Annotated in this window: 21 protein-coding genes; 20 read left to right on the plus strand and 1 reads right to left on the minus strand. The window is 71.4% G+C overall.

Features of this window, described 5'->3' with window-relative positions; translation table 11 throughout:
- Nucleotides 1–48: 48 nt before the first annotated feature.
- The gene (locus P5G59_RS02420; RefSeq protein WP_301215597.1) at nucleotides 49–816 is read right to left on the minus strand and encodes a peptidylprolyl isomerase; all 768 of its coding nucleotides are present in this window, start codon (nucleotides 814–816) and stop codon (nucleotides 49–51) included.
- 141 nt (nucleotides 817–957) lie between these two features.
- On the opposite strand from P5G59_RS02420, the gene P5G59_RS02425 reads away from it, so the two are divergent.
- The 20 genes from P5G59_RS02425 (at nucleotide 958) to P5G59_RS02520 (ending at nucleotide 18,930) form a co-directional block, all read left to right on the plus strand.
- Nucleotides 958–2,298, plus strand: a complete 1,341-nt coding sequence (locus P5G59_RS02425; protein ID WP_301215599.1) for a replication-associated recombination protein A — start codon at nucleotides 958–960, stop codon at nucleotides 2,296–2,298.
- Between the two features lie 173 nt (nucleotides 2,299–2,471).
- Entirely contained in the window at nucleotides 2,472–3,095 is a 624-nt protein-coding gene (rpsD, locus tag P5G59_RS02430) for a 30S ribosomal protein S4 (protein WP_175336272.1), read from the plus strand.
- 122 nt (nucleotides 3,096–3,217) lie between these two features.
- Nucleotides 3,218–3,601 (plus strand): DUF948 domain-containing protein, encoded by a 384-nt coding sequence (locus tag P5G59_RS02435; RefSeq protein ID WP_301215602.1) that lies wholly within the window; start codon nucleotides 3,218–3,220, stop codon nucleotides 3,599–3,601.
- A gap of 58 nt (nucleotides 3,602–3,659) precedes the next feature.
- Nucleotides 3,660–3,851 carry a hypothetical protein gene (locus P5G59_RS02440; protein WP_301215604.1) on the plus strand — a complete coding sequence of 64 codons (192 nt, stop codon included), beginning with the start codon at nucleotides 3,660–3,662 and terminating at the stop codon, nucleotides 3,849–3,851.
- Between the two features lie 37 nt (nucleotides 3,852–3,888).
- Complete coding sequence (alaS, locus tag P5G59_RS02445; protein WP_301215605.1) at nucleotides 3,889–6,546, plus strand: alanine--tRNA ligase; 2,658 nt, start codon at nucleotides 3,889–3,891, stop codon at nucleotides 6,544–6,546.
- Nucleotides 6,547–6,552: 6 nt separating this feature from the next.
- Nucleotides 6,553–7,020, plus strand: coding sequence for a Holliday junction resolvase RuvX (gene ruvX / locus P5G59_RS02450; protein WP_301215607.1), 468 nt, complete (start codon nucleotides 6,553–6,555; stop codon nucleotides 7,018–7,020).
- 1 nt (nucleotide 7,021) lies between these two features.
- Nucleotides 7,022–8,737, plus strand: coding sequence for an endolytic transglycosylase MltG (gene mltG / locus P5G59_RS02455; RefSeq protein ID WP_301215609.1), 1,716 nt, complete (start codon nucleotides 7,022–7,024; stop codon nucleotides 8,735–8,737).
- The gene (locus P5G59_RS02460) at nucleotides 8,730–9,908 is read left to right on the plus strand and encodes a shikimate dehydrogenase (RefSeq protein ID WP_301215611.1); all 1,179 of its coding nucleotides are present in this window, start codon (nucleotides 8,730–8,732) and stop codon (nucleotides 9,906–9,908) included. The genes mltG and P5G59_RS02460 overlap by 8 nt, the downstream gene beginning before the upstream one ends.
- A gap of 42 nt (nucleotides 9,909–9,950) precedes the next feature.
- On the plus strand, nucleotides 9,951–11,159 hold the full coding sequence (gene aroC / locus P5G59_RS02465) for a chorismate synthase (RefSeq protein WP_301215612.1): 1,209 nt from the start codon (nucleotides 9,951–9,953) through the stop codon (nucleotides 11,157–11,159).
- A gap of 4 nt (nucleotides 11,160–11,163) precedes the next feature.
- Nucleotides 11,164–11,712, plus strand: coding sequence for a shikimate kinase (locus P5G59_RS02470; protein WP_301215614.1), 549 nt, complete (start codon nucleotides 11,164–11,166; stop codon nucleotides 11,710–11,712).
- A complete protein-coding gene (aroB, locus tag P5G59_RS02475) occupies nucleotides 11,709–12,788 on the plus strand; it encodes a 3-dehydroquinate synthase (protein WP_301215616.1) in 1,080 nt (359 codons plus the stop codon). The genes P5G59_RS02470 and aroB overlap by 4 nt, the downstream gene beginning before the upstream one ends.
- Entirely contained in the window at nucleotides 12,785–13,168 is a 384-nt protein-coding gene (locus tag P5G59_RS02480; protein WP_301215617.1) for a hypothetical protein, read from the plus strand. The genes aroB and P5G59_RS02480 overlap by 4 nt, the downstream gene beginning before the upstream one ends.
- A 2-nt stretch (nucleotides 13,169–13,170) precedes the next feature.
- Nucleotides 13,171–13,608, plus strand: coding sequence for a type II 3-dehydroquinate dehydratase (locus P5G59_RS02485; RefSeq protein WP_175336263.1), 438 nt, complete (start codon nucleotides 13,171–13,173; stop codon nucleotides 13,606–13,608).
- Nucleotides 13,609–13,712: 104 nt separating this feature from the next.
- A complete protein-coding gene (efp, locus tag P5G59_RS02490) occupies nucleotides 13,713–14,276 on the plus strand; it encodes an elongation factor P (RefSeq protein WP_301215620.1) in 564 nt (187 codons plus the stop codon).
- On the plus strand, nucleotides 14,277–14,708 hold the full coding sequence (gene nusB, locus P5G59_RS02495) for a transcription antitermination factor NusB (RefSeq protein WP_301215622.1): 432 nt from the start codon (nucleotides 14,277–14,279) through the stop codon (nucleotides 14,706–14,708). It begins immediately after the preceding gene.
- Nucleotides 14,708–15,424 carry a DsbA family protein gene (locus P5G59_RS02500; protein ID WP_301215624.1) on the plus strand — a complete coding sequence of 239 codons (717 nt, stop codon included), beginning with the start codon at nucleotides 14,708–14,710 and terminating at the stop codon, nucleotides 15,422–15,424. Before nusB ends, P5G59_RS02500 begins: the two co-directional genes overlap by 1 nt.
- Before the next feature lie 162 nt (nucleotides 15,425–15,586).
- Nucleotides 15,587–16,156 carry a bifunctional pyr operon transcriptional regulator/uracil phosphoribosyltransferase PyrR gene (gene pyrR / locus P5G59_RS02505; protein WP_301215626.1) on the plus strand — a complete coding sequence of 190 codons (570 nt, stop codon included), beginning with the start codon at nucleotides 15,587–15,589 and terminating at the stop codon, nucleotides 16,154–16,156.
- Entirely contained in the window at nucleotides 16,153–17,109 is a 957-nt protein-coding gene (locus P5G59_RS02510; protein ID WP_301215628.1) for an aspartate carbamoyltransferase catalytic subunit, read from the plus strand. The genes pyrR and P5G59_RS02510 overlap by 4 nt, the downstream gene beginning before the upstream one ends.
- Before the next feature lie 8 nt (nucleotides 17,110–17,117).
- The gene (locus P5G59_RS02515; RefSeq protein WP_301215630.1) at nucleotides 17,118–18,434 is read left to right on the plus strand and encodes a dihydroorotase; all 1,317 of its coding nucleotides are present in this window, start codon (nucleotides 17,118–17,120) and stop codon (nucleotides 18,432–18,434) included.
- Nucleotides 18,427–18,930, plus strand: coding sequence for a PH-like domain-containing protein (locus P5G59_RS02520; RefSeq protein ID WP_301215632.1), 504 nt, complete (start codon nucleotides 18,427–18,429; stop codon nucleotides 18,928–18,930). Before P5G59_RS02515 ends, P5G59_RS02520 begins: the two co-directional genes overlap by 8 nt.

The raw sequence follows: 18,930 nt of genomic DNA on the forward strand, positions 1-18,930 counted from the left end.
GGGATGCCGCCCCACGTGTCGGGAATCAGCCTATTGCACGCGCCGGGATCACTGCAGGGTGAAGCCGTCGATGGTCGTCTTCACCGCGGGCGCGCCGTCGGTCTTGCCGCCCTCGATCCCCTTGTCGGTGACCTGCGTCTTGAGCTCGTCGAGGCCGGAGGTGACGTGGCCGATGACGGTGTAGCCGCCGGCCTGGTCGGAGGGGATGGTGGTGTCCTCGTAGACGATGAAGAACTGGCTGCCCTGGCTCTCCGCGTTGTTCCCCTGGCGCGCCATGGCGATCGTGCCCGCCTTGTAGACGTTGTCGGCCGGCGCGTTCTCGATCGGGCCGTACGAGTAGCCCGGGCCGCCGCTGCCGTCGCCCTTGGGGTCGCCGCACTGGAGCACGTAGAAGCCGCCGTTGGTGAGGCGGTGGCAGGTGAGGCCGTCGTAGAACTTCTTCTGCACGAGCGACACGGTGGAGGCGACGGCCTGGGGTGCCGCGGCGCCGTCGAGCGAGACTCCGAGCGGGACGTTGTTGATCGTCAGCGTGCCGGTCCAGGTACGGTCCTCCGCCAGCGACTTGGGCGGCACCGTCGCAGCGGAGGACGACGGCGAGGCCGACGAGGACGCCTTGGCGGCGCCGGGACCCGCCGAGAAGTAGAGCAGCTGCGTGCCGACCGCCAGGGCGACGATCACGACGGCCGCGATTCCGGCCACCCAGTTGTCACGACGGCGTCGCTTGGCCTTGTGCAGGTGCACGGTCTGGCGGGCCTGATAGGCGCGCAGCCGCTCGCGGGCCTGGCGTGCTTCTCTGTCGTTCTGCTTCGGTGCCACGTGTGTCCTCCGGAGGCGTGTTCGGGGGATCTCCGCGAGACCTGGCCCGCTGGATCATGGAGAACCCTATCCGGCGCCGCTATGGACGACAAAGTCACCGCTCACAGCGAGAGTGTCGGTGGTCGCGACTAGCCTTGTCGGGTGGTCGACGTGCAACCAGGGCTCCGGACGGGAGCGACACCGCTCGCGGTCCGCATGCGCCCCAAGTCGCTCGACGAGGTGGCGGGGCAGCGGCACCTGCTGAAGCCGGGGTCTCCGCTGGTCGCGCTCGCGTCCGACAAGGAGGGGCAGTCGGGCTCTGTCTCCGTGATCCTGTGGGGCCCTCCCGGCACGGGCAAGACCACGCTGGCGCAGGCCATCGCGCACTCGTCCGGTCGCCGGTTCGTCGAGCTGTCGGCGGTCACCGCCGGGGTCAAGGACGTCCGGCTGGTGATGGACGAGGCACTCTCGACGCGCGACCTCTACGGCGTCTCCACGGTTCTCTTCCTCGACGAGATCCATCGGTTCACCAAGGCCCAGCAGGACGCGCTGCTCCCTGGCGTCGAGAACGGCTGGGTCATCCTGGTCGCGGCGACGACCGAGAACCCGTCGTTCTCGGTGATCTCCCCGCTGCTCTCGCGCAGCCTGCTGCTCACGCTCGAGACCCTCAGCGACGACGACCTCGGCGTGGTCGTCGACCGTGCGGTGGCGGACGACCGCGGGCTGGGCGGCCAGTACACGCTCGACCCCGAGGCGCGCGCCGCGCTGATCCGGCTCGCGTCCGGCGACGCGCGCCGCGCGCTGACCGCCCTGGAGGCGGCGTCGGTGACGGCCGCATCGGCCACGCCGGCGACCTCGAAGAAGAAGCCCGTGATCACCGCGGAGCTCGTGGCGCAGGCGGTCGACCGCGCGCTGCTGCGCTACGACCGCAACGGCGACGAGCACTACGACGTCATCAGCGCCTTCATCAAGTCGGTGCGGGGCTCCGACGTGGACGCGTCCCTCCACTACCTGGCCCGCATGATCGAGGCGGGGGAGGACCCGCGGTTCATCGCCCGGCGCATCATCGTGCTGGCGTCGGAGGACATCGGCATGGCCGACCCGACGGCGCTCGGCGTCGCGATCGCCGCGGCCGACGCCGTGCAGTACATCGGGATGCCGGAGGGCCGCATCCCGCTCGCGCAGGCCGTGGTGCACCTCGCGACCGCGCCGAAGTCCAACGCCGCCTACATGGCGCTCGACGCCGCGATCGCCGACGTGCGCGCCGGGAAGATCGGCCGGGTGCCGAAGCATCTGCGCGACGCGCACTATCCGGGGGCGAAGCGGCTCGGCCACGGCAAGGGCTACAAGTACCCGCACGATGACGCGCTCGGAGTGCTGCAGCAGCAGTACCTGCCCGACGAGTTGGACGGCACGACGTACTACACGCCGACCGAGCACGGCAACGAGCGCGACGTGTCGGCACGCCTCGCGAAGCTCCGCCGTATCGTGCGCGGACGCTGATCCGGCTCTGCTATGATTGATCCGCCTAGAAGCGTGTGCGGGGTCGGCTGCCGAGTACACGATTCGACGGGACAGGCCCTGTAGCCGGGCGTCCCTGGTGACAATCCCTCTCTCTTCGGGCGCGCGTGTGCGCCCGCATCCATCACTTCAGAGAGAAATTTCGAAAGGAAACCGTGTCTTCACGTTCCCGCAGCAAGACCCGCGAGTCGCGGGCCCTGGGCATCCCGCTCACCCCGAAGGCGGCGCGCTACATGGAGAAGCGCCCCTACGCTCCGGGTGAGCACGGCCGCACCAAGCGCAAGGCCGACTCCGACTACGCGGTGCGTCTGCGCGAGAAGCAGCGTCTGCGCGCCCAGTACGGCATCCGCGAGAAGCAGCTGCGTATCGCCTTCGAGGAGGCCCGCCGCACCCAGGGCCTGACCGGTGAGAACCTGGTCGAGCTGCTCGAGATGCGTCTCGACGCCCTCGTGCTCCGCGCCGGCTTCGCCCGCACCATCACGCAGGCCCGCCAGTTCGTCGTGCACCGTCACATCCTCGTCGACGGCAAGCTCGTCGACCGCCCCTCCTTCCGCGTGAAGCCGGGCCAGCTCATCCACGTCAAGGCCCGTTCCGAGGGCACCGAGCCCTTCCAGGTCGCGGCCGCCGGCGGTCACGTCGACGTCCTGCCGAAGACCCCGGGCTACCTCGAGGTCGAGCTCGACAAGCTGCAGGCCCGCCTGGTGCGCCGCCCGAAGCGCGCCGAGGTCCCCGTGACCTGCGAGGTCCAGCTGGTCGTCGAGTACTACGCGGCCCGCTAAGCACCCAGGTACGACCCGGACGGGGTCGCGGCGTCACGCCGCGGCCCCGTTCGTCGTTCCAGCCGGGCCGTCGGCGGACTACGCTGGAGCCGTATACCCGCAGCGGAATGGAAGGGGCGCACGTGTCCGGAGGAGACATCGCAGGGTTGATCGCGGCCGTCGTGTTCGCGGTCCTCGTGGGCTTCATCGCCATACCGCTCGTGAAGCTCGGGCGCGTGCTCGACTCCACGCGCGACGCGATCAAGGAGGCGAGCGACGGCATCACGCCGATCCTCGACGAGACCGCCACCACCCTGCAGGAGACCAACAAGCAGCTGGCGCGCGTCGACGTCATCACCAAGAACGTCGCGGATGTGACTGGCAACGTGTCGGCGCTCGTCGCGTTGTTCGCGGCCACCGTCGGCGGCCCGCTGATCAAGCTCGCCGGTTTCAGCGCGGCGGCCAGGGCTGCCTTCAAGGCGGCGGGCGGCTTCGGCTCCCGGAAGCCGCGGGGCGGGTCGCACTAGACTTGGTTTCCGTGCGCCCGCGTCCGCGCGCGGTGCCGTCCAGAGAGGGAGGATCAGCATGAAGAGTTTCCTGTGGCTGCTCGTCGGCGTGGCCATCGGCTTCGCCGTGGCCCACAAGGTCAACGAGACCCCCAAGGGTCGCGAATTCTTCAGCACCATGGACCGCAAGGCGCGCGATTTCGGGGAGGCCGTCACCGACGGCTACCGGCAGCGCGAGGCCGAGATCCGCTCGGCCATCCAGGGCGACTGACGCCGCCACCCCTCACAGACTCCTAGACAAAGAACCCATGCAGACTGCTGAAATCCATCGCCGCTGGCTCGACTTCTTCGCCAAGCGCGGCCACACCGTCGTCCCCTCCGCCTCCCTGGTCAGCGACGACCCGTCGCTGCTGTTCACGGTGGCCGGGATGGTGCCGTTCGTCCCGTACCTGACCGGTGTGGTGCCGGCGCCCTTCCCGCGCGCCACGAGCGTCCAGAAGTGCATCCGCACCCTCGACATCGACGAGGTCGGCAAGACCCCGCGGCACGGCACGTTCTTCCAGATGGCCGGCAACTTCTCCTTCGGCGACTACTTCAAGGAGCAGGCCATCACGTTCGCGTGGGAGCTGCTGACGACCTCCGAGGAGGAGGGCGGCCTCGGTTTCGACCCGAAGGACCTGTGGGTCACGGTGTACGAGGACGACGACGAGGCGCGTGAGATCTGGCAGCGGGTCTCCACGCTGCCTCCGGAGCGCATCCAGGGTCTCGGCAAGGACACCAACTACTGGTCGACCGGCCAGCCGGGACCCGCGGGCCCCTGCTCGGAGATCTTCTTCGACCGTGGACCTGCGTACGGCATCGACGGGGGACCGGCGACCGACGACGACCGCTACGTCGAGATCTGGAACCTCGTGTTCATGCAGTACCTGCGCGGCGAGGGCGACGGCAAGAAGGACTTCGAGATCCTCGGCGACCTGCCGAAGAAGAACATCGACACGGGCCTCGGGCTCGAGCGCGTCGCGTTCATCAAGCAGGGCGTCGACAACATGTACGAGATCGACCAGGTGCGGCCGGTCCTCGACCGCGCGGCCGCGCTCGCGGGCAAGCCTTACGGCAACGAGGCGCACGAGGACGACGTGCGGCTGCGCGTCGTCGCCGACCACGTCCGCAGCGCCCTGATGCTCATGGCCGACGGCGTGACGCCGTCGAACGAGGGCCGCGGCTACGTGCTGCGCCGCCTGCTCCGCCGCACGGTGCGCGCGATGCGCCTGCTGGGGGTCGAGACGGCCACCTTCCCCGAGCTGTTCCCGGTGTCGCGCGACGCGATGAAGGCGGCGTACCCGGAGGTGGACACCGAGTTCGAGCGCATCTCGCAGCTCGCGTACGCGGAGGAGGAGACCTTTCTCCGCACCCTCGCGGCAGGCACCAGCATCCTGGACACCGCGGTCGCGTCGACGCAGAAGGAGGGCCGAAAGCAGCTCGCGGGCGACACCGCGTTCCTGCTGCACGACACCTACGGCTTCCCGATCGACCTGACGCTGGAGATGGCGGAGGAGGCCGGCCTCAGCGTCGACCGCACCGCGTTCGACAAGCTGATGGCCGACCAGCGTTCGCGCGCGAAGGCGGACGCGAAGGCCAAGAAGACGGCGCTGGCCGACCTCTCGGTCTACAGCGGCTTCCGCTCGCTCGGCGAGACGGTCTTCACGGGCTACACCGAGCTCGAGACGGAGTCGAGCGTGCTCGGCCTCATCGTCGACGGCCGTACGGTCGACCGTGCGAGCGAGGGCCAGGTCGCCGAGATCATCCTGGGCGCGACCGCGCTGTACGCCGAGTCCGGCGGTCAGGACGCCGACGCGGGCACGATCGTCGGCCCGGGCTACGAGCTCGAGGTGCTCGACGTGCAGAAGCCCGTCAAGGGCCTCATCAGCCACAAGGTCCTGGTGCGCAGCGGCGAGGTCGGCGTCGGTGCGCCGGCGACGAGCATCGTGGATGCGGACTACCGCCGCGGGGCGCGCCAGGCGCACTCGGGCACCCACATCATCCACGCGGCGCTCCGGCAGGTGCTCGGCTCGAACGCGCACCAGTCCGGTTCGTTCAACAAGGCCGGTTACCTGCGCCTCGACTTCTCCTGGAACCAGGCGCTCTCGGCCGAGACCCGCAGCGAGATCGAGGAGATCTCGAACAACGCCATCCGGCAGAACCTCGAGGTCACCACGCGCGAGCTGCCGCTCGCCGAGGCCAAGTCGCTCGGCGCCATGGCCCTGTTCGGCGAGAAGTACGGCGACGTCGTGCGCGTCGTCGACATCGGCGGACCGTGGTCGCGCGAGCTGTGCGCGGGCACCCACGTGTCGACGAGCGCCGAGATCGGGATGATCAACCTGGTCAGCGAGTCGTCGGTCGGCTCCACCAACCGCCGCGTCGAGTCGCTGGTCGGTCTGGAGGCCTTCAAGGACCTGGCGGTGGAGCGCACGATCGTGTCGCAGCTCTCCAGCTCGCTGAAGACGCCGCGCGAGCAGCTCCCGGAGAAGATCGCCGACCTGATGGCGAACCTGAAGGCGGCGGAGAAGCGCATCCAGGCGTTCGAGGCCCGCGCGGTGCTCGACAAGGTGCCCGCGCTGCTGGAGTCGGCGACCCGTCGCGGCGCGGTCACGGTCGTGGCGGAGGACGCGGGCACGCTGAACACCGCGGACGACCTGCGCCTGCTGGTCACCACGGTGCGCGAGCGCCTCGGCTCCGACCCGGCGACCGTCGCCCTGGCGGCGCGGGCGGGCGGCAAGCCGGTCGTCATCGTCGCCACCAACCAGGCGGCGCGCGACGCGGGTGTGAACGCCGGCGCTCTCGCGAAGACGGCGGCGGGCGTGCTCGGTGGCGGCGGCGGCGGGAAGGCCGACCTGGCGCAGGGCGGCGGCACCGACGCGGACGCGATCCCCGCGGCGCTCAGCGCGGTCGTCTCGGCGATCGGATAGCGCCGGGTGCGCAGCGGGGTGCGGGTCGGCATCGACGTCGGCAAGGTGCGGATCGGCGTGAGCCGGTCCGACCTGCACGGGATGCTGGCCACGCCCGTCGAGACCGTCGCGCGCTCCGAGGATGCTGCGGATCGCCGCAGGATCGCGGAGATCGTCGGGGAACTCGGAGCCTTCGAGGTTATCGTCGGACTGCCGCTGGCGCTCTCGGGAGCGCGCACGGCCTCCACGGCGGATGCGATCGGTTTCGCCGAATCGCTGGCTTCGGAGGTCGGTGTTCCGGTACGAATGGTGGACGAACGCCTTTCGACCGTGTCCGCGACCTCGGCGCTCCGCGCGTCGGGCAGGAACACGAAGAAGGCGCGTCCCGTCGTCGATCAGGTCGCGGCCACGATAATTTTGCAGCACGCCCTCGATGCGGAGCGGGCCACTGGCCGTCCGCCGGGTGACACCGTCGAATCGAGCATTGGACCTTAGCTTGTCTCAGAACCCCCAGGAGCGGCCGGAGCCGCCCGTCTTCCCGGCCGTGAACCGGCCGCCGACGGCGCCGCAGAATCCGCCCGCCAGCCTGTCGGCGCAGGCCGAGCGACCCCCGATGACGCGCCGCGAGGCGCGCGCCGCCCGTGAGGCGGAGGAGGCACGGCTCGCGCCGCAGGAGGGGACGCAGCCGCAGGAGCAGCAGCCGGCAGCGCCGCCGGCGGAGGCTCCCGCGCCGGTCGGGCCCGCATCCGCCGGGCCCGCTCCGACGCAGCCCGAGCCCGGCGAGCCCGAGCCCGCACAGCCCGCTCCGCCGGTCTCGGCCGCATCCACCCCGTCCGCCGGCTGGTCCCTCGGCGGTGAGCCCATCTCGTCGCCGACACCGACCCAAGAGTCGTCCGCCGACCGCGCCGCCCTCGCCGGACTGGACTTCGACGCCGTCATCACCGGCCCGGTGGCCCAGGTGGAGGAGCCGCAGCCGGTCGGCGCCACCGCCCGTCACGGAGCCGACGACCGGGTCGCCTCGCCCCCGGACCATCCTGCGCGTACTGTGTTTGGCGTGCTCGAGGACACAGAAGACGAGACCGCCGAAGACGGCCATCCGCTGATCTGGCGGCAGCAGAACTACCTGTCGCACGACGAGCCGCCGAAGAAGCGCCGCTGGGTGCGGGGCCTCGTCGTCACGGTCGTGATCCTCGCGGTCCTGGGCGGCCTGGCCGGGGGTGCGTACGCGATCTTCCAGCCGCAGATCGTCAAGCTCCAGGACGCCCTGTTCCCGCCCGAGAACGACTACAAGGGCAGCGGGAGCGGCGAGGTCATGTTCACGATCAAGTCGGGCGACGACGGCTCGACCATCGCCAACAACCTGGCGAAGGCCGGCGTGGTGAAGACCTACGAGGCGTTCTACTCGCTCCTGCTCCGGCAGAAGTCGGACCCGGAGTTCCAGCCGGGAGTCTTCAAGCTGGCGAAGAAGATGAGCGCCGCGTCCGCCCTGGCCGCGCTCCAGGACCCGCAGTCCCGGGTGGAGAACACCGCGGTCATCCCGGAGGGGACGGCCGAGAAGGACATCCTGCAGACGGTCGCCGACGCCACCAAGATCCCCCTGGCCGACCTGCAGGCGGCCGCCGCGAACCCGCAGGCGTACGGCGTCCCGGCGGAGGCGAAGTCGCTCGAGGGCTTCCTGTTCCCGGCCACATACACCTTCGCCCCCGGCACCACGGCGCAGCAGGCGATCAAGACGATGGTCGACCGGATGTTCCAGGCTCTGGATGAGGCGGGCGTCGCGCCCGAGAACCGCTGGAACACGATCGTGCTGGCCTCGATCGTGCAGCGGGAGGCCGGGCTCAAGGACGACTACCCGAAGGTGGCCCGCGTCTTCCTCAACCGCATCGCGCAGGGCTGGGACCTCCAGTCGGACGCGACGGTCGCCTACGGCACGGGCCACACCGACCGCGTGACGACGACCGACGCCGAGCGCGAGGACGCCAACAACCCGTACAACACGTACGTGCATCCCGGTCTCCCGGTCGGGCCGATCTCGAACCCGGGCGACCTGGCGATCAACGCGGTGCAGCATCCCGCCGACGGCACGTGGATGTACTTCGTGACCTGGAACCTGCAGACCGGCGAGACCATCTTCTCGACGACGCAGGCCGAGCACGAGGCGGCCGTGGAGAAGTGGCAGCAGTGGATGAAGGACAACCCCGGCTATGGATGAGCGCAAGCGCACGGACGAGGAGACGGCTGAGCCGGCGGTGCTCGAGGACGATGGCGAGCTGACGACCGGAGCCGAGGCGGACGACGAGCCTGCGGTCGAGGACGGCGTCTCCGAGGCCTCGGCGGAGGCCGGCATCGCGGAGCTGGTCGAGGCCGAGCGCGAGCGCGAGGCCGAGGAAGCCGCGGTGGCGGAGGCCGAGGAGGCCCTCGAGCGCGAGGAGCCCAAGGACGCGGAGCCGGTGGCCGAGCCCGAACCGCTTGCCGCGAAGCCCGCCGCCAAGGCGAAGACCGCCAAGCCGCGGAAGGCAGCCGCGCCGAGCCGCCGCCTCGCGGTGCTCGGCTCGCCCATCCAGCACTCCCAGTCGCCGGCCCTGCACAGGGCGGCCTACGAGGCGCTCGGCCTCGACTGGTCGTACGAGGCCGTCGAGGTGACCGAGGACGGGCTGGCCGACTTCGTGCAGGACCTCGGCCCGGAATGGCGCGGGCTCTCGCTCACGATGCCGCTGAAGAAGGCGGTGCTCCCGCTGCTCGCCGAGAGCGACCGCTACGCCGAGCAGACCGGCGGTGCGAACACGGTGCTGCTCGACGGCGACAGCCTGCGCGGCTTCAACACCGACGTCGTCGGCATCGTCCGCGCCCTGCAGGCCGCGGGTCTCGAGGAGGCACGCTACGTCCACATCCTGGGCGGGGGAGCGACGGCCGCTTCGGCGCTGGTCGCGGCGGCGGAGCTCGGCGCCGAACGCGTCGACGTGCACGTGCGCGACCTCACCCGCGCCGGATGGATCGAACCGCTCGCGAACGACCTCGGGCTGCGCGTGCGCATCCGGCCGTTCTCGCAGGCCGACCGTTCGCTCGACGTCCCGGACCTCGTGATCAGCACCCTCCCCGGCGGCACGCAGACGGAGGCGGTCTACACCGACTCGACGCGCCGCCGCTCGCTGCTGTTCGACGTGGCCTACGAGCCCTGGCCGACGGCGCTGGCGCGGCAGTGGGAGGCCGTGGGCGGCCGGGTGGTCTCCGGGCTCGCGATGCTGGCGCACCAGGCGCTGCTGCAGGTGCGGATCTTCGTCTCCGGCGACCCGCTGCAGCCGCTCCCGGACGAGCCGGACGTGCTCTCCGCCATGCTCGACGCCGTCGGAATCGACGAGCAGGGCGCCCCGCTGGAGGTCTGACCGCGGCGCGGGAGCTCCACCGCGCTGTGCCAGAATCGAAGCATGCTTCGTTGGCTCACGGCCGGGGAATCCCACGGTCCCGAACTCATCGCCGTCCTGGAGGGGCTCCCCGCCGGGGTCCCGGTGTCGCTCGACGCCATCCGCGCCGACCTCGCGCGGCGCAAGCTCGGCTATGGCCGCGGCGCGCGCATGAAGTTCGAGCAGGACGCGCTGGAGGTCTCCGGCGGCGTGCGCCACGGCTACAGCCTGGGCAGCCCGATCGCGCTCCGCATCGGCAACACCGAGTGGCCGAAGTGGGTGGATGTGATGAGCCCGGAGCCCGTCGATCCGGCCGTCCTCGAGACCGGCCGTGGCGCGGCGCTGACCCGGCCGCGTCCGGGCCACGCCGACCTGGTCGGCATGCAGAAGTACGGCTTCGACGAGGCCCGCCCCATCCTGGAGCGCGCCAGCGCCCGCGAGACCGCCGCACGCGTGTCGCTCGGCGCGGTCGCCCGATCGTTCCTCGCCGAGCTCGGCATCACGCTGGTGAGCCACACCCTCTCGATCGGCCCGGTGCGCGTCCCGGAGGACGCCCCGCTGCCGCGCCCGTCCGATGTCGACACCCTCGACGCCGACCCGCTGCGCTGCTTCGACCCGGCGACCTCCGAGCGGATGGTGGCCGAGGTGGATGCCGCGCACAAGGACGGCGACACCCTCGGCGGCGTCGTCGAGGTGCTCGCCTACGGCCTCCCGCCGGGGCTCGGCTCGCACGTGCACTGGGACCGCAAGCTCGACGCGCAGCTCGCCGCCGCGCTCATGGGCATCCAGGCGATCAAGGGCGTGGAGATCGGCGACGGTTTCCTCACCACGACCCGCCGCGGGTCGGAGGCGCACGACGAGCTGATCGCCGAGGACGGCACGATCGTGCGCACCAGCGACAAGGCCGGTGGCACCGAGGGCGGCATGAGCACCGGCGGCGTCCTGCGCGTCCGGGCCGGGATGAAGCCGATCGCGACCGTGCCGCACGCGCTGCGTACGGTGGATGTCGCCACCAGCGAGGCCGCGCCGGCGCACCACCAGCGCTCCGACGTCTGTGCGGTCCCGGCCGCCGGGGTCGTCGCGGAGGCGATGGTCTCGCTCGTGCTGGCGAACGCCGTGCTGGAGAAGTTCGGCGGCGACTCGATCGCCGAGACGCGGCGCAACCTGCAGGGCTACCTCGACAGCATCCCGCAGAACCTCGCCACGGAGCGCGTGAGCGCCCCCTACGCCTGACGCCGTGACACGGGACACCATCGCGCTGATCGGGCCGCCCGCGGCCGGCAAGTCGCGCGTCGGGAAGCGGGTCGCCAAGCTCCTCGACCTGCCGTACGTCGACACCGACGCCGTCGTGGTCGCCGGCCACGGACCCATCGCGCAGATCTTCGCGGAGCACGGGGAGCCGCACTTCCGCGCCCTCGAACGGGAGGCCGTCGCGGAGGCGCTCCGGCGCCCCGGCGTCGTGTCGCTCGGCGGCGGCGCGGTGCTCGACCGCGACACGCAGGCCGACCTGGGTGCCGCGCGCGTGGTGCTGCTGACGGTGCGCCCGGAGGCCATCGCGAAGCGCATCGCGGGGGGCAAGCGGCCGCTGATCACCGACCTGGAGTCGTGGAAGCGGCTCGTCGCCTCCCGGAGCGAGTTGTACGCGTCGCTCGCGGACTACACGGCGGACACCTCGTCCCGCCCGATCGAGACCATCGCCGACGAGATCGCGCAGTGGGTTCTGGCCTCGGAAGCGCAGAATCCGGACCCGCAGAATCCGGACCCGCAGACGGAAGGACCAGCATGACCGACGCCCCCACCGAGATCCTGGTCACGGGCGCGCACCCGTACCCGGTGCTGGTCGGCCGCGGCCTGCGCTACCGGCTTGCCGAGCACCTCGGCTCCGGTGTCGCCAAGGTGCTCATCGTGCACCCGCCGACCCTCGGCGCCGCCGCGGCGGAGCTGCGCGAGTCGCTCGTCGGCCGCTACGAGGTGCTGCTCGCCGAGATCCCGGACGCGGAGGCGGCCAAGCGCGTCGAGGTGGCGTCCTTCCTCTGGCAGATCATGGGCCAGGCCGACTTCACCCGGTCGGACGCGGTCGTCGGCTTCGGCGGAGGCTCGGTCACCGACCTCGCCGGCTTCGTGGCCGCGACCTGGCTGCGCGGCGTCAAGCTCATCCAGGTGCCGACCACCCTGCTCGGGATGGTGGACGCCGCGGTCGGCGGGAAGACCGGCATCAACACCGCGGAGGGCAAGAACCTGGTCGGCGCGTTTTACGCGCCCGACGCCGTGATCTGCGACCTCGACACGCTGACCTCGCTGCCGCGGAACGAGATCCTCGCGGGGTTCGCGGAGGTGGTGAAGTACGGCTTCATCGCCGAGCCGGAGATCCTGGACACGATCGAGGCCGATGTCGACCGGGCGACCGACCCGGAGACGCCGGAGTTCCGCCGGCTGGTGGAGCTCTCCATCGGCATCAAGGCGCGGGTCGTGGGGGAGGACTTCACCGAGCAGGGGCTGCGCGAGATCCTCAACTACGGCCACACCCTCGGCCACGCGATCGAGCACGCCGAGCGGTACCAGTGGCGGCACGGCGCCGCCATCTCGGTGGGGATGGTGTTCGCCGCGGAACTCGCCCGGCTGAGCGGCCGGCTGAGCGACGAGGTCGCCGACCGGCACCGCCGCATCCTGGAGTCGCTCACGCTGCCCGTGAGCTACCCGGCGGGTCGCTGGCAGACGCTGCTGGCCACCATGCAGCGCGACAAGAAGGCGCGGGGCAGTATGCTGCGCTTCATCGTGCTCGACGACGTGGCCCGGCCGACCGTGCTGGCCGGCCCGGACCAGAGCCTGCTGTTCGCCGCATACCAGGAGGTGGCTTCGTGAGCGGGAAGACCGTGCTGGAGAGGTTCCAGGCGAAGCCGGGCGTCGGCGTCGCCATCGTCGTCGCGGACGACGCGGACCGCGTCCTGCTCGGCCCGCTCCCGGAGGGGGCGACGGAGGCGGAGGTCGCCGCCGCGGCCGTCGTCGCGACGGTCGTGCGGTCGCACGACGAGCTCGTCGCCCGATACGCCGAGCAGCTGCCGGTCGCGGCAGGCGCCCGGGCCGTCTGGGTCGTGTACCCCAAGGGCGGCCGTGCCGACGTGAACCGCGACGTCGTCGCGGGCGAGGCGCGTGCCCACGGCTGGCGCGGCGTCAGCAACATCGCGGTCGACGAGACCTGGTCGGCGGTGCGCGTGCGCCCGCTGAAGGACGGCGAGGAGTGACCGTGGCGACCATCCTCGTCCTGAACGGGCCGAACCTCGGCCGACTCGGCACGCGCGAGCCCGACGTCTACGGTTCGGCGACGCTCGACGACCTGCGCGCCGTGCTCGCGGAGGACGCCGGCGACGACACCGTCGACCTGCGCCAGACCGACGACGAAGGCCAGCTGCTGCGCTGGCTGCACGAGGCGGCCGACACCGGTGCGCCCGTCATCCTGAACGCCGGGGCGTGGACGCACTACTCGTTCGCCCTGCGGGACGCGGTGTCCCTGGTCACCTCCGCCGGCGGTGTCGTCGTCGAGGTGCACCTGTCGAACCCGCATGCGCGCGAGGAGTTCCGGCACACGAGCGTGATCACCGCGGTGTCCACCGGAGTGATCGCCGGATTCGGCTTCGAGTCGTACCGGCTGGCGCTCGCGTTCATTCGCCGAAACGCGCGCTGACGTCTAGAATCTTTCCCGGACCGCTGAAGCGCGGTCGTCGTGGGCCGCCCTCTCGTGCGCGGCATCCACCCGAATCTTCACACCGAACGAACGGAACATTCGCCTTGGCTTCTACCGCTGACATCAAGAACGGCATCGTCCTCAACATCGACGGACAGCTGTGGTCCGTGATCGAGTTCCAGCACGTCAAGCCGGGCAAGGGCGGAGCGTTCGTCCGCACCAAGCTGAAGAACGTCACCACGGGCAAGACCGTCGACCGCACCTACAACGCGGGCGCCAAGATCGAGATCACCAACGTCGACCGCCGCGACTACCAGTACCTGTACCAGGACGGCGCCGACTTCGTGTTCATGGACACCTCCGACTACGACCAGATCACGATCCCGGGCCCGGTCGTCGGCGACGCCGCCAACTTCATGCTCGAGAACCAGAACGTCACCGTCGCGCTGCACGAGGGCGAGCCGCTCTACGTCGAGCTCCCGGCCTCCGTCGTGCTGGAGATCACCTACACCGAGCCCGGCCTGCAGGGCGACCGCTCCACCGGTGGCACCAAGCCGGCGACCGTCGAGACCGGCTACCAGATCCAGGTCCCGCTGTTCCTCGAGACCGGCACGAAGGTCAAGGTCGACACCCGCTCGGGCGACTACCTCGGCCGCGTCAACGACTGAATGAGCGCGCGGACCAAGGCGCGCAAGCGCGCCCTCGACGTGCTCTACAGCGCCGACCTGCGGCAGACGCCGCTCCGGCAGGCGCTGGCGACGGAGGCGGAGCGCGCGGCCAACGAGCCCGCGCGCGAAGCCTCGTGGCTGTACGCCCGTGAGATCCTCGACGGCGTCATCGAGCACCAGGACGAGATCGACGAGCAGATCGAGACGTACGCCCAGGGGTGGACGCTCGCGCGCATGCCCGCCGTCGACCGCGCCATCCTGCGCATCGGCGTCTGGGAGGTGCTCTACAACGACGAGGTGCCGGACGGCGTCGCGATCTCGGAGGCCGTCGAGGCGGCGACCGTGCTCTCGACGGACGACTCGGCCGGGTTCGTGAACGGCCTGCTCGCCAAGATCGCCCAGGCGAACGGGGCCGCGGGGAGAGGCGCCTGATGGGCCGCCCCAGCCTCCGCCGTGCCGCGGCCGTCGCAGTGCTCGCGATCGGGGTGGCCGTCGCGGCCGCCGGCTGCTCGCTGCTCGGCGGCGCCTCGAACGTGCCCGCGGCGACCGACGCGCCGCCGAAGGGCTCCGACGGCGCCGTCGACTTCGACGGCGGCTTCATCACCGTCGGCGACGGCGCGAAGAAGGTCGACATCTGGTTCGACGCGATGTGCCCGGTGTGCGGCGCCTTCGAGCAGGCCAACGGCAAGACGCTCGCGAGCGCCGTCGACGACGGCTCGATCACGCTGCGGCTGCACCCGCTGACCTTCCTGGATGCGGTGTCTAACGGCACCGGCTACTCCACCCGGGCCGCGGCGGCCCTGACGTGCGTGGCCGTGACCGACCCGAACGCCGTCCTGCCGTTCTACCAGGCGCTGTACACCGACCAGCCGGAGGAGAACTCCGACGGGCTGACGGACAAGCAGCTGGCGCAGCGCGCGAGCGACGCGGGGTCGCAGGACATCTCGACCTGCGTCGCCGACAGCGGCCCGTACCAGGCGTGGGCGCAGCGGAACACGGCCGACTCGCAGAAGGGCCCGATCGAGGTCGACGGCAAGAAGGTGCTCGACACGATCAAGGGCACGCCGACCGTGCTCGTCGACGGCAAGCAGTACCCCGGCGGCGTCACCGACGCGAAGGCGTTCTCGAAGTTCCTCGCCGGGAACTGATCCGCGCCATCTCGGCCGACTACGGTCGCTCGGAACGTCTGCGGGCGCGCGCGCGCACCCGCAGACGTTCCGTGGGGCCGCAGTCGCGGCTGGTAGAGTGGGTGGCAGAAGTACGTAGGCATCCTTTAAGAGCCGTCCTGTGAGGCGGGGAAGGAGGTCGGCATGACAGCGCGCACCGTGCTGCAGCAGGCTGACATCGCCCGGGCGTTGACTCGGATCTCCCACGAGATCCTGGAGTCCAACCGGGGAACGGACGAGCTGGTGATCCTTGGGATCCCGACCCGCGGCGTCGTGCTCGCGCGGCGGATCGCGGAGAACATCCAGCGCATCGAACCGGCGGCGGTCCACTCGCCCGCCGACATCGTGGGCGCGCTCGACGTCACGATGTACCGCGACGACCTGTCGCGCCACCCCACCCGCACCCCGCAGCCGACGTCGCTGCCCGGGCCCATCGACGGCAAGACCGTGGTGCTGGTCGACGACGTGCTCTTCTCGGGCCGCACCATCCGCGCCGCGCTGGACGCGGTCAGCGACCTGGGCCGACCGCGCGCCGTGCGGCTCGCGGTGCTGGTCGACCGCGGACACCGGGAGCTGCCCATCCGGGCCGACTTCGTGGGCAAGAACCTGCCGTCGGCCGCCTCGGAGCGCATCTTCGTGCGCCTCGACGAGGTGGACGGCGAGGAGTCGGTGACCATCGACGAGCCCCACGAGAACCAGGAGGCCGGAGCATGAGGCACCTGCTGTCGACGCGCGACCTCGCGCGGGAGGACGCCATCCGGCTGCTCGACGTCGCCGAGGACATGGCGGACGTGCAGGAGCGCGAGGTGAAGAAGCTCCCGACGCTGCGCGGCAAGACCGTCGTGAACCTGTTCTTCGAGGACTCGACCCGCACGCGCATCTCGTTCGAGGCGGCCGCGAAGCGGCTCTCGGCGGATGTGATCAACTTCTCCGCCAAGGGCTCCAGCGTCTCCAAGGGCGAGAGCCTGAAGGACACCGCCCAGACGCTGCAGGCGATGGGCGCCGACGCCGTGGTGATCCGGCACGGGTCCTCCGGCGCGCCGCAGACGCTGGCGACGAGCGGCTGGATCCAGGCCGGCATCCTGAACGCCGGCGACGGCACGCACGAGCACCCGACGCAGGCGCTGCTCGACGCGTTCACGATGCGCCGGCGCCTGCACGGCACGGCGTCGCGCGGGAAGGACCTCGACGGGGTCTCCGTCGCGATCGTGGGCGACATCCTGCACTCGCGGGTGGCCCGCTCGAACGTCTGGCTGCTGCGCACGCTCGGCGCCCACGTGACGCTGGTCGCGCCGCCGACGCTGCTGCCGGTGGACGTGTCCGGCTGGCCGGTCGCGGTGCAGTACGACCTCGACGAGGCGATCGCGGACGGGCCGGACGTCGTGATGATGCTGCGCATCCAGGCCGAGCGGATGAACGCGGCGTTCTTCCCGACCACACGCGAATACTCGCGGCGCTGGGGCCTGGATGAGGAACGCCTCGGGCGTCTGCGGGCCGATAGCATTGTGATGCACCCGGGACCGATGAACCGCGGGCTGGAGATCTCGGCCGCGGCCGCGGACTCCCCGCGCTCGACGGTCCGGGAGCAGGTCGCGAACGGCGTCTCCGTGCGGATGGCAGCTCTGTACCTGCTGCTGTCGGGTGCCGGTCGAGAGCAGGCGGTGTGAAGGTGGGCATGGGCGAAAGAATCTTGATCGGCGGCGCGACGCTGGCCGACGGCAGCCGTACCGACCTGCTGCTGGAGGACGGCCGGATCGTCGAGACCGGCACAGGCCTGAGCTCCGCGGGCGCGACCCCGATCGACGCGGACGGGCTGCTCGCGCTGCCCGGACTGGTCGACCTGCACACGCACCTCCGCGAGCCCGGCTACGAGCAGAGCGAGACCGTGCTGACCGGCACGCGCGCCGCGGCGGCGGGCGGCTTCACCGCGGTGTTCGCCATGGCGAACACGTCGCCGGTCGCCGACACCGCCGGCGTGGTCGAGCAGGTGCTGAGCCTGGGGGAGGCCGCCGGTTACGCCACGGTCCGTCCGATCGGCGCGGTCACCGTGGGCCTCGAGGGCGAGCGGCTGGCGGAGCTGGGCGCGATGGCGCAGTCCCGCGCCCGCGTCCGGGTGTTCTCCGACGACGGCAAGTGCGTCTCCGACCCGCTGCTGATGCGCCGTGCGCTGGAGTACGTGAAGGCGTTCGACGGCGTGATCGCGCAGCACGCGCAGGAGCCGCGGCTGACGCAGGGCGCGCAGATGAACGAGGGCGCGCTGTCCGGCGAGCTGGGGCTGACCGGCTGGCCGGCGGTCGCCGAGGAGTCGATCATCGCCCGGGACGTGCTCCTCGCCGAACACGTCGGCTCGCGCCTGCACGTGTGCCACGTGTCGACCGCGGGCAGTGTCGACGTCATCCGCTGGGCCAAGGCGCGCGGCATCGACGTGACCGCCGAGGTGACACCGCACCACCTGGCGCTCACCGAGGAGCTGGCGACCGGCTACGACGCGCGCTACAAGGTGAACCCGCCGCTGCGGCGCCGCGAGGACGTGGAGGCGCTCCGCGCCGGCCTCGCCGACGGCACGATCGACATCGTCGCGACCGACCACGCTCCGCATCCCGTCGAGGCGAAGGACTGCGAGTGGGACGCCGCGGCGTTCGGGATGGTCGGGCTGGAGTCGGCGCTCTCGGTGGTGCAGGCGAGTGTGGTGGACAACGGGATGCTGGACTGGGCCGACATCGCCCGGGTGCTCTCCGCGACGCCCGCGCGCATCGGCCGGCTGGAGGGCCACGGCAGTCCGCTGGAGGCCGGTGCGCCCGCGAACCTGTTCCTCTACGACCCGACCGTCTCGCGCTCGTTCTCCACGGCCGACCTCGCCGGGAAGGGCGTCAACTCGCCCTACCTCGGTCTCACGCTGCCGGGGCGGGTCGTGGCGACCTTCCACCAGGGCCGGGCGACCGTGCTCGACGGCGCGGTGCGCGACGCCGAGGAGGTGGGCGCCCGTGGATAAGCTTCTCCCCACCCTCGGCATCCTCGCGGTCGTCGTCATCGTGCTGGCGCTGGCCGTCGTCGGCTGGCGGCGGCGCGTTCGGCGCGACAGCGGCGCGGGCGGCGGCTACTCGACGCCCGGAACGCTGAGCGCACCGACGGCCGAGACCGAGGCGCTGTACGTCGCGACGACGAAGGCCGGCCAGCACCTGGAGCGGCTCGCTCTTCCGGGGCTCGCGTACCGCGGGAAGGCCACGGTCGCCGTCCGACCGGAGGGCGTCGGGATCGCGGTGACCGGAGAGTCGCCCGTCTTCATCCCGGCCGCCGTCGTCACCGGCGCAGGCCTCGCGAGCGTCGCCATCGACCGGGCGGTCGAGCGCGACGGGCTGCTGCGCCTCGGCTGGACCACCAGCGGCGGCACGGCCGCCGACACGTACTTCCGGGTCGTCGACCCGGCCGGCCGGGCGCAGGTCGCCGCGGCCATCGAACAGATCGTCCCGAACGACAAGGAGGTGTGA

The sequence above is a fragment of the Leifsonia virtsii genome, assembly GCF_030433675.1.
Lineage (GTDB): Bacteria > Actinomycetota > Actinomycetes > Actinomycetales > Microbacteriaceae > Leifsonia > Leifsonia virtsii.